At 71.6% G+C, this 8,829-nt stretch carries 11 protein-coding genes; 7 read left to right on the top strand and 4 right to left on the bottom strand.

Annotated elements, in window-relative coordinates:
* The first annotated feature begins 9 nt into the window (after window positions 1–9).
* Window positions 10–786 carry a class F sortase gene (locus tag PSH25_RS24985; RefSeq protein ID WP_238661386.1) on the top strand — a complete coding sequence of 259 codons (777 nt, stop codon included), beginning with the start codon at window positions 10–12 and terminating at the stop codon, window positions 784–786.
* Here the strand turns inward: PSH25_RS24985 and PSH25_RS24980 are convergent.
* On the bottom strand, window positions 729–1,502 hold the full coding sequence (locus PSH25_RS24980) for a MerR family transcriptional regulator (RefSeq protein WP_308193734.1): 774 nt from the start codon (window positions 1,500–1,502) through the stop codon (window positions 729–731). The genes PSH25_RS24985 and PSH25_RS24980 overlap by 58 nt on opposite strands.
* Window positions 1,503–1,556: 54 nt before the next feature.
* Here PSH25_RS24980 and PSH25_RS24975 point away from each other — a divergent pair, with 54 nt between their 5' ends.
* Window positions 1,557–3,146, top strand: a complete 1,590-nt coding sequence (locus PSH25_RS24975) for a DUF6194 family protein (RefSeq protein WP_238661383.1) — start codon at window positions 1,557–1,559, stop codon at window positions 3,144–3,146.
* Between the two features lie 15 nt (window positions 3,147–3,161).
* Here the strand turns inward: PSH25_RS24975 and PSH25_RS24970 are convergent, their stop codons facing one another.
* A complete protein-coding gene (locus tag PSH25_RS24970) occupies window positions 3,162–3,698 on the bottom strand; it encodes an HNH endonuclease (protein ID WP_196929863.1) in 537 nt (178 codons plus the stop codon).
* A gap of 300 nt (window positions 3,699–3,998) precedes the next feature.
* Here PSH25_RS24970 and PSH25_RS24965 point away from each other — a divergent pair, with 300 nt between their 5' ends.
* The 5 genes from PSH25_RS24965 to PSH25_RS24945 all read left to right on the top strand — a co-directional run bounded on the left by PSH25_RS24965 (window position 3,999) and on the right by PSH25_RS24945 (window position 7,741).
* A complete protein-coding gene (locus tag PSH25_RS24965; protein ID WP_238661382.1) occupies window positions 3,999–4,376 on the top strand; it encodes a hypothetical protein in 378 nt (125 codons plus the stop codon).
* Window positions 4,352–4,513, top strand: a complete 162-nt coding sequence (locus PSH25_RS24960; RefSeq protein ID WP_238661381.1) for a hypothetical protein — start codon at window positions 4,352–4,354, stop codon at window positions 4,511–4,513. Before PSH25_RS24965 ends, PSH25_RS24960 begins: the two co-directional genes overlap by 25 nt.
* A gap of 127 nt (window positions 4,514–4,640) precedes the next feature.
* Window positions 4,641–5,633 (top strand): mechanosensitive ion channel family protein, encoded by a 993-nt coding sequence (locus PSH25_RS24955; protein WP_502361362.1) that lies wholly within the window; start codon window positions 4,641–4,643, stop codon window positions 5,631–5,633.
* A gap of 232 nt (window positions 5,634–5,865) precedes the next feature.
* The gene (locus PSH25_RS24950; protein ID WP_238661380.1) at window positions 5,866–7,245 is read left to right on the top strand and encodes an MFS transporter; all 1,380 of its coding nucleotides are present in this window, start codon (window positions 5,866–5,868) and stop codon (window positions 7,243–7,245) included.
* 67 nt (window positions 7,246–7,312) lie between these two features.
* On the top strand, window positions 7,313–7,741 hold the full coding sequence (locus tag PSH25_RS24945; protein WP_124859707.1) for a globin: 429 nt from the start codon (window positions 7,313–7,315) through the stop codon (window positions 7,739–7,741).
* A 21-nt stretch (window positions 7,742–7,762) separates the two neighbouring features.
* Here the strand turns inward: PSH25_RS24945 and PSH25_RS24940 are convergent, their stop codons facing one another.
* Together PSH25_RS24940 and PSH25_RS24935 are read right to left on the bottom strand one after the other, a co-directional pair.
* Window positions 7,763–8,347, bottom strand: coding sequence for a type III secretion system chaperone family protein (locus tag PSH25_RS24940; protein ID WP_238661379.1), 585 nt, complete (start codon window positions 8,345–8,347; stop codon window positions 7,763–7,765).
* A gap of 131 nt (window positions 8,348–8,478) precedes the next feature.
* Window positions 8,479–8,829, bottom strand: a 351-nt coding sequence (locus PSH25_RS24935) for a DUF8185 domain-containing protein (protein WP_502361361.1), incomplete at its 5' end; no start/stop codon positions are given.

Here is an 8,829-nt window from a genome sequence, read left to right as displayed (position 1 = left end):
GTCGCGGCGCTGCGCGCGTCCGGCCGGCTAGTCGCCCGCGTCTCCGGACGGCTGCGCTGGGTCGCCGGGCAGGCCGTGTCGGCCAGCGTCACCACCACCGATCCGGCCGCCCGCCCGCTGCCGCCGCGGCGTCCGGCCGGGTCGCCGTCGGCCCGACACCGTTTCGGTACGAGCCCCGGGTTGCCGGTGCTGGCCATCGCCGCGCTGATGGTGCTGATCGTGGCGATGCTCGGCGTCGAGCAGGTGACCGGAATGAGCCTGCTGCCGGAGCGGCTCAGCGCCGGCCTGCGGCCGCCGCCGAAGAAGTTCCCGGTGCTGCCGGCCAGCCGTCCGACCAGCCTCGCCATCGAGAAGATCGACGTGCGGGCGCCCGTACACGACGTGGGTATCGCCCCGGACGGCACGATCGCCGTACCGGACGCGGCCCGCGCCCAGGAGGCCGGCTGGTACGACCAGGGGCCCACCCCGGGCCAGTACGGCCCAGCCGTGATCGTCGGGCACGTCGACACCACCAGCGGGCCGGCGGTCTTCCACAAACTCCGCGAGCTGCGCTCCGGTGACGAGATCGAGGTCACCCGCACCGACCAGCGCGTGGCGGTCTTCGAGGTCAACTCGGTGGAGAAGTTCGACAAGGGCGGACTGCCGGTGGACGAGGTGTACGGCGACTTCAGCCGCCCGAGCCTCCGACTGATCACCTGCGGCGGCCGGTGGGTCGGCGGCGAGACCGGCTACGCGGACAACGTGGTGGTCTTCGCATCGCTGGTCAAGGCTCGCTCGGGTGGCTGACAAGCGTCGACGTAGTCGGCGAGCCGGGCGGCCCCGGTGAGCATGGCCCGGCCTCGCTCGGTGAGCCGTTGCCGCCACTGGCGCAGCGACGCGGCGAGCGGTTCGGCACCGCCGGCGTCGCGCACCCGACGCAGCACGTCGGCGATGTGGTCGAGCCGGTAGCCGCCGCGGCGCAACAGGTGGGCGAGTTCGGCGTCACGGACGTCGTCGGGAAGGTAGAGCCGGTAGTGGGTCACCGGATCACGTACCGGCCGCAGCACCCCGGCCCACTCCCATTTGCGCAGCGTGGCCGGCTGCAGACCGAGCCGGTGCGCCAGCACGCTGACCGGCACGGCCTTCCGGCTCTGCGGTTGCGGTCTCGTTCCGGTGAGCGTCGCCACCGCCGTCTCGACCGCGTCCAGGGTCTCCCGATCACGCTGGAGCAGGGCATGGCCCTCGTCGATGGTGCGCAACGCCGCGTCGATCTCGCCCCGGTTGACGGCCCGCATGATCTCGCCGCTGGCCGAGTAGCCGTGGCCCGCGATCAACGCGAGGTAGGCACTCAGCGCCTTGGCGTGCAGTTCGGTGAAGCGACGGTAGCCGTTCGGGGTGCGCTGGGCCGGAGGCAGGACGCCGTCCCGCTCGTAGTTGCGCACCGCCTGCGCCGAGAGGCCGTGGGCACGCGCGAGATCGATCGGTCGGCGTACCCCTGGGTTTGAGGGTTTTGTGGCTGTCACCGCGCTCCGCCGCTCGTAAGTCTCACACGCTGGTTCAACGATACGGTTCATGGAATGCCATCTTTTCTCGACCTGCTGGCGGTACCCCCGGACCTGCTCGCGCTCGGCGAGCCGACGCATGGTGAGTCCGCCTTCCTTCAGCTCCGCAACGAGGCCTTCCTGTCGCTTGCCGAGCACGGCTACCGCTCGATCGCCGTGGAGAGCGACCGGGCGGCCGGGCTGATCGCCGACGAGTTCGTGCAGGGCGTCGCCGCCGTGACGCTCGACCGTGCGCTCACCGAAGGGTTCAGCCACGGATTCGGCGCGGCCCCGGCCAACCGTGACCTCCTGCTGCGGATGCGGGAGTGGAACGCCGGACGGCCGGACGGCGAGCGCCTGACGTTCCACGGCTTCGACGCCCCGGTGGAGTTGGAGAGCGCCCCGAGCCCGCGCCGCCACCTCGACCAGGTCTGCCACTTCCTCGGCCTGGACCGGTCCGCGGAGATCGCCGACCTGATCGGAGACGAGGCGCGGTGGAGTGACCCGGCCGCGATCTGGGAACCAGGCCGATCGGTCGGGCGCTCGACCGACGCCCAGCGACTGCGGGTGCTCGCCGACGATCTGCTGACCGAGTTGTACCTGCGGGCGCCGTGGAAGTCGGCGGGCTGGCCGGCGGCGTTCGTGCACGCCACCGCCGCCGTCGCGTTGCTGCGCTACCACGCCGCGGCCGCCGCACCACTTGCTCAGGCGGAACGCTTCGCCCGCCTGGCCGCGGTCCGGGACGCGCTGATGGCCGAGAACCTGCTCGCGATCCGATCGGCCGAGGCACACCGCGGGCCCACGCTGGTCTTCGCGCACAACACGCACCTCCAGCGCCACCTGAGCACGATGACGCTGGCCGACACTGAGGTGTCCTGGGCCGGCGCCGGAGCGATCATCGCGTCGCTGCTGGGCGACCGGTACGCGGTGATCACCGGCAGCCTCGGCGCGAGCCCGGCGCTCGGCATCGAGGCACCTGCCGCCTCGACCTACGAGGGCCGACTCCAGCAGGAGACCGACCTGCCCCGGTACCTGCCGGCGTCCGACGTCGCAGCGGCCGAGCAGCGGACGCACGACTACCGCTACTTCCCACTGGACCGGGCCACCATCGAGCACGCCGACGCGGTCCTGCACATCCCGACCGGTGTCGACGCGGCCGTGCTCGCCGATCGGATCGTCGCGCTGCCCGGCGTCGAACAGGTCGTGGCGAGTGAGGAGAACGGATCACCCGAGGCCGCCTGGGGCGACCGGTTCTTCTTCGTCGGCCCGGACCGCCGCCAGCCGTTCGCCACCATCGTCGAACACGACGTGCCCGGCTTCGACGAGGCCGCGCAGCTGGACCGCCCCGGTGTCTTCCGCCTCAACCTGGAGCTGGGCCGGGCCGAGTTCGAGCGGCTGTTCGGCTTCCCGCCCAAGGCGTTCGAGGAGCACCGGCACGAGTTCGACTTCGCCCGACTGGACACCCTCGCGCCGCACCCGGGCTACGCCCAGTACGGCTTCGCCAGCATCGTCATGCCCGGCCCGCAACTGCTGCCCGACATCGACCGGCTCCTCGCGGTCGCGTACCGCCGGGCGGTCGACCGCCACGAACGCGCCGCGCGCCGGGCAACCCACCCCGGAGCCTGACCACGCCCTGCGAGTTCAGGCGGCTGCTTCCGGCTCCCGCAGGTCCAGCCAGTCGGCCCAGCGGGGGTCGGGGGCGCGGTGCCCGAGCACCCGCCAGGCGGTGCCCTTCGGGGCGGCCGGCAACGCGTGTAACCGCCACCCCATCTCGGCCGGGGTCTTGTCGCCCTTGGTGTGGTTGCACCGGGCGCACGCGGCGACCACGTTCTCCCAGGCGTGCCGGCCGCCCCGGCTGCGCGGGAACACGTGGTCGATGGTCTCGGCCGGGCCCCGGCAGTACGCGCACCGCCACCCGTCCCGGGCGAAGATCGCCCGCCGGGACAGCCCGACATGCGTGCGGTACGGCACCCGGACGAAGCGCGTCAGCCGGACCACGGATGGCACCGGGAGCGCGTTCCGGGCGCTGTGCAGGATGCCGTCACCGTCGGCGACGCAGACCGCCTTGGCGGAGAGGACGAGGATCGCGGCGCGACGCACCGACACGACACACAGCGGCTCGTAGGTGGCGTTGAGGACCAACGCGCCGGAGCCCACCGTGGGTCGTATGTCAGGCATCGCGCTCACCCTCCCGGTTCAGCGGCTGCTGCGAACCGCCGCCGACCGGGGCCGGGCGCACTGGCCCACACGGTCGACGCCGGGCCGATCACCGACGTCCGTTGCGCCAATAGTCCCTGATCGGACCCCGGATTGCACGTACTAATCTCTCTTCTGGTAAGCGGATCACCCACGCCGGGGCGGGGAGCCGCTCCAGCCTGGGCGGACGCTGCCGTGGTGACGGGTTCACGACGCTTCGGTGCTCACCCTCGACCGATCGGCCAGCAGGTCCAGCGACCATCGGCCCCTATGGTCACGGGCATGATCGACAGACTCTCCGCCGCCACCGTGCGCCACCGGCACGTCGTCCTGGCACTGGGGCTTCTCCTGGTCGGCGTGAACGCCGTGACCCGGGGGTCCACGTACCTGATGGGGCAGCGCCTGTTGATCCTCATCTCCCTGGCAGCACTGGTCCTGGCGGCCGTCGTCGTGGGGGTCCGGCCGGCCTACTTCGTGGTGCAGCCGCACATTCCGGCCTTCGCCACACCCGGGCCGGCCTGGACGGTGTTCTTCGCCCTGGGTTACCTCGGGCCGGCGTCCACCCACATCGGCGCACTGCGCTCGACCAGACAGGGCACGGTGTCGACGTTCGACGTGGTTTCGACGTTCTCTGGGTGGTCCTGGCCGCGCTGCTGGTGACGCGGAGGGACAACGTCGACGCCCGATTTCTCGCCGCGGTGATCGGGCACTACGTCGCTCACCCCGAACACCGGGCGGCGATCGGTAGCCAGACCGAGTACGAACGGCTCCGCGCCGCGTTGCCCGGGAGAGGGTGAGCGTCCTGCCCTCGGCGGTTGGTCACCCGGCCGGTGGGTCGGCGGCGGGCGCTCGGGCCCCTTGCGGTACGAAGACATAGTGAGTGCCGCCAGCGTGACGCCCCTAGCCCTGTCCGACACCGTCTCGGTGAGCTGCCAGGGCAGCACCTCCTGCGAGTGGATCTACCGGATCACCGGGTCCGCCTGGTTCGCCGAGGGAAGCTACTGGATCCTGCTCAAACCGCTTCGGGTGCTGCTGATCCTGGCACTGGCGATGGTGGCCCGCTGGGCGTTGCACCGGACCATCAACCGGCTGGTTCGGACGACCACCGACGGTGCGGTGCCGACGATGCTGCGGCCACTGCGCGAGCGGGTGCCCACCGCCGCGGCCGACCCGGCCGAGTTCGTACCCGAGCGGCGCCGGCAGCGGGCCGAGGCGATCGGGTCGGTGCTGCGCAGCCTGACCACCGCGTTCGTCTTCGGCATCGCGCTGCTGATGACCCTGCGCGAGTTCAGCTTCGACCTGGCTCCGCTGCTGGCCAGCGCGGGGATCGCCGGCGTCGCACTGGGCTTCGGCGCGCAGAGCCTGGTGAAGGACCTGATCGCCGGCCTCTTCATGCTGATCGAGGACCAGTACGGCGTGGGCGACAACGTCGACCTGGGTGAGGCGATGGGCGTGGTCGAGTCGGTCGGCCTGCGGGTCACCACCGTGCGCGACGGCCGTGGCGTGCTCTGGTACATCCGCAACGGCGAGATCATCCGGGTGGGCAACAAGAGCCAGGGCTGGGCCCTCGTGGTGGTGGACCTGCCGATCGGTTTCAACAGCACCGAGGAGGCCACGGCGGTCCTGCGGACCGCGGCCGCCTCGATCGCGATGGACCCGGAACTGTCGCCGGAGATCGTGGAGGCGCCCGAGGTGCTGGGTGTCGAGCAGGTGACGGTGGACGGCGCGGTCATCCGCACGGTGGTGAAGACGACCGCGGACGGGCAGTTCGCGGTGGGCCGGGAGTTGCGTCGGCGTCTCGCGGAGGCTCTGGAGAACTCGGGGATCACCGCGCAGATCGCGGCCTTCCGCATCTATCCCGGCCTGTCGACTCGGCCGTTGCCGGAGGGTGAGACCGGCCAGGGCGGTGCCACCTGAGCCCGCGACACTGTCCCGTGATTCAGGGGTCGCGAGCCGGCCGGCCCCTCGGGTATCGTCCGTTCGTTCAGTCGGGGAGGCGACGAACGACCCGTTCGACCTAGCTAGTTGTCAGACGATCGGGCAGAATCCGGAGCACGCGTTCCCACCAAAGCGTGATCACATCCTCGCTGATCCGTAGATCTGACGAGAGCTTCCGGCCGGGCTGCCACGAGCGGCCGAGCCGGGGCCGATGGAGGCGACGGTGCCTGACGAGCGACCTTCCACGGAAGGCCCCGCCACGTTTCGCGAGGTGTTCGCCCAGCGCGAGTTCCGTGCTGTGTTCGTCGCTGGTGCGCTCTCCTGGGTCGGCGACTACGTCGCGAAGGCCGCCGTCACCCTGCTCGTCTTTCAGCAGACCCGGTCCGTCGCGCTCTCCGCGGCTGCCTTCGCGGTCAGCTTCCTGCCCTGGCTGCTCGGTGGTCCCGTGCTCGCCGCACTCGCGGAGCGGTACGCCTACCGACGGGTGATGGTGGCGTGCGACCTCATCCGGATGGCGCTGATGCTGCTCATCGCCATCCCGGCCCTGCCGTACCAGGCGGTGCTGTTGCTCATCTTCGCCGCCACGTTGGCCAACCCACCGAGCCAGGCGGCGAAGTCCGCGCTGATCCCGCAACTGCTCACCGGGGACCGACTGGTGGTGGGGCTGTCGCTGAACAGCAGCGTCGGGCAGGCCGCCCAGGTCGTCGGGTACGTCTTCGGCGCCGCTGTCGCCGCGATCGACCCGGAGGTGGCGCTGCTGTTCAACGCGGCGACGTTCGGTCTCTCGGCGCTGCTGGTTCGCCTCGGTGTGCGCAACCGCCCGGCGGTGATGAACCCGGCGCACCGCAGCCACCTGCTGCGGGAGACCCGGCAGGGGTTCGGCATCGTGTTCCGCACACCGGTGCTGCGGGCCATCGCGGTACTGGTCTTCAGCGCGATGCTCTTCTCGATCGTTCCTGAGGGGCTGGCCGCGGCCTGGGCCAACGACGAGAGCCGTGGCGCCGTGAGCGCCGGCACCGCACAGGCAGCGATCATGGTGGCGAACCCGGTCGGCTTCATCCTCGGTGGGTTGCTGGTGAGTCGCCTGTTCGGCCCGGCGCGCCGGATGAAGCTGATGCGGCCACTCGCGGTCGTCGCCCCGTTGGTGCTCGTACCGGTGCTGCTCGATCCCCCGCCACTGGTGGTCGCGCTGCTCGCCGCGCTCTGCGGTTTCGCGGTCGCCGGCATGCTGCCGATGGCCAACGGGTTGTTCGTCCAGGCGCTGCCGAACGGGTTCCGGGCCCGCGCGTTCGGCGTGATGGCTACCGGTGTGCAGGTCATCCAAGGGCTCGCGGTGCTGGTCACCGGGGTGCTCGCCGAGCGGTTCCCCATCCCGGTCGTGGTCGGGCTGTGGAGCGCAGCCGGGGTGGTGCTCATGGCGGTGGCCACCCTTCGCTGGCCCGACCGGCAGACGGTGGACGACGCGATCGCCGCCGCCACGGCGGCCAACGCCGCTCCGCCCGCCGGCACCGACCCGGCCAGCGACGGCACGGCGGGAGGCACGTCCGACCCGCATGCCGGCGACGGTCACCGCCGGCACGCGGTCACCTGACCCGGCGTGATCCGACGCACGCCGTGCGGGTCGGGTCGGCACCGGGCGCACCTGGCAGGATGGAACGGTGACCTCCGCAGGTGAATCCGACCGTCCCGGTGCGTCGATGACCCTCTTCGAAGCGGTCGGCGGCGAACCCACCTTCCGCAAGCTCGTCGATGAGTTCTACGCCGGCGTCGCCACCGACCCCCTGCTGCGGCCCATGTACCCGGAGGAGGACCTGGGCCCGGCCGCGGACCGGATGACCCTGTTCCTCATGCAGTACTGGGGCGGGCCGAACACGTACTCCGCCCAACGCGGGCACCCCCGACTGCGGATGCGGCACGCGCCGTTCCGGATCGGCGCGGCCGAACGGGACGCCTGGCTGCGGAACATGCGCCGCGCCGTGGACCGGCTCGACCTTGAGCCGGAGATCGCCGGCACCCTCTGGGACTACCTGGAGCGTGCCGCGTACTTCATGGTCAACGTCGAGGACGACCCGGCCAACGGCGGCTGACCCGCCCGAGCCGCGGTGGCGTCAGAGCAGCGCGCCCTCGTCGTGCAGCCAGTCCACGAAGCTGGTGGCGACCGCCGCGCCGCAGTCGAGCATCTCGACCAGGAGCGCGTCGTGGGTCCCGGCACCGAGCGGCACCTGCAGCTCGGCGTAGATCGGCAGCTGACCGCGCTCGGTCGGGTCACCGATGTACGCCTTGCAGAACCGGCGGGTGTGGTTCCACTCGTTGACCACCCGGTACGCCCGGTCGGCCCAGTCCGGCGGGACCGTGGCGTGCGGACGTGCCCGCATGACCAGGATCTCGTCCTCCGGGCCTTCCAGGGTGACCAGCACGGCGTGCCGCTCCCACATCGCCAGCAGGTTGCCGTCACCATCGGCCAGGTAGCGCACGTCGAGCAGGTCGAGTGCGTCACAGACCCGGCTCAGACTCACCGGCTCGACGGTGGCGGGCATCTCGGTCAGCACTGGCCGCTCGTTGGACGGGCAGTCGTCCCCCGGCTGGCGAGGGCTGGGCGGCCCGATCCGGACCGCGCTATCGACTGTGATCCCGCTTCGGGTATCCGGATCGCCGCCGTCGGCGGGACCGGGGCGCCATGACCACCACGGCATCGCTCGCGCACCTCACTCCCCAGCGGATCCAGTCGCCTACGGTGCGTTGGATCCGAGGATGGACGGTACCCGGACAGCCGGGTTGAAGCACCCCCCCAACGACCGCCCCTGACCAGAAGAATGATCTGGGGTCATCCGTTCGGACGAGTGCTCAGGGGTGTCACGGCAAGATCCGTGGCCTTCTGCAACCATGCCGCTCCGTGCGGTCCCACCAGGCCGACCCAACGACCGGCCACCCGCACCTGAACGGCGTTCCCGCCCTCGCCACCTACCGGGGCGTCGGCGGCGCCGAGGAAGCCCATCCGGACCACCCCCTGCACCAGCCGCTGCGGCACCTCGACCGGCGCGGCGGGCGTCCCGTCCGGGGTGATCAGCACCGCCACGTGGTCGAGCAGCGCGTCACGCAGGGCCCGCTGGCCCACGGCACGGCCGGCGACACCCTGCTCGCTCGCGGTCCGCAGGGTGCCCGCCGCCGCGTCCGC

It is taken from the genome of Micromonospora foliorum (assembly GCF_022229015.1).
In the GTDB taxonomy this organism is placed as follows: Bacteria; Actinomycetota; Actinomycetes; order Mycobacteriales; family Micromonosporaceae; genus Micromonospora; species Micromonospora foliorum.
This window is presented reverse-complemented; position numbering and strand designations above follow the sequence as displayed.